The sequence below is a fragment of the Oleiphilus sp. HI0086 genome, assembly GCF_001635225.1.
The window spans coordinates 1-846 of record NZ_LWFZ01000116.1 but is presented as its reverse complement, the minus strand read 5'-3'; the positions used below and the strand labels follow the sequence as shown (position 1 = coordinate 846).

Genomic DNA, 846 nt, shown 5'->3' with positions numbered 1-846 from the left:
GCCCAGGCTAAATGCTTTACCCTCGTGCAGTAAGTCAAAGTCCCCCGCTTTAAGGTATTTAGCTTTTATATCCCGTTCTATATCTGAAGACATAAAACGCATTGCAAGCACAATAATTGCGATAGAAATGCCGACAAGAAGAATTGTGAAAGGAAGCCTATTTACCATAGCTTAGAGCCCATGCTGAGAAGTCTTAAGATCAAAATCTAAACGAATCGTTTTCCCCTGAAACTCAAAGTTGACAACTAAGCGCCATACCATCTCAGCATCGACCGTACATATTGGAATCATTCCACTTAATAAAAATTCGTTAGCCAACTCAGCTTTGGAGGATAAGAAGTGTTGCCCCATATCCATATCTCGCCCTTCAACCCAAGCAACAAGGTTTGAGAGTTCTGCTCCAGCATTGTTCATTGTATGAAACTTCAACTGGAAACGTTCTAGGGCTTTAATTTCACTAGGACTTACTTGAAGTCTAAGCTCCAAGTCATTGAATAGGTGCAAACGACAGTCATCGGCACTAATATCGCAATCGGAACTAAAATTATAATCAGGCTTTTGGTGCTCGTTGGGTGCACTTTTGTCATACAAGGCAAAAAGAATTAGGCCTAAAAAAACAAGACAAACAAGCAGCGCACCCGTCACATAATCTTTCAGCTTAGCCACCCGGGGCTCCCGCAGTCGAAGAGCTATCTAAGCTACCCTCTGTCGACGCGGCTCTGTCATTTTCGAACCTTCTCAAAATCTGTTCAATTGCAACCAGTTCATCATTAATCTTTAACTTGTCATGCTTAGAGGCAAAACTAAACTCAACACCGTAATTAAATCGGCTATGGTGCTTTTCTT

General features: G+C 41.7%; 2 protein-coding genes. Both read right to left on the bottom strand.

The genetic code is table 11. The features are described 5' to 3' along the window. Positions 1-171: 171 nt before the first annotated feature. The gene (locus A3756_RS01645; RefSeq protein WP_068511937.1) at positions 172-666 is read right to left on the bottom strand and encodes a hypothetical protein; all 495 of its coding nucleotides are present in this window, start codon (positions 664-666) and stop codon (positions 172-174) included. Next, the coding region (locus A3756_RS27015; RefSeq protein ID WP_197481098.1) for a hypothetical protein at positions 659-846 on the bottom strand (188 nt) is incomplete at its 5' end. The genes A3756_RS27015 and A3756_RS01645, both read right to left, overlap by 8 nt.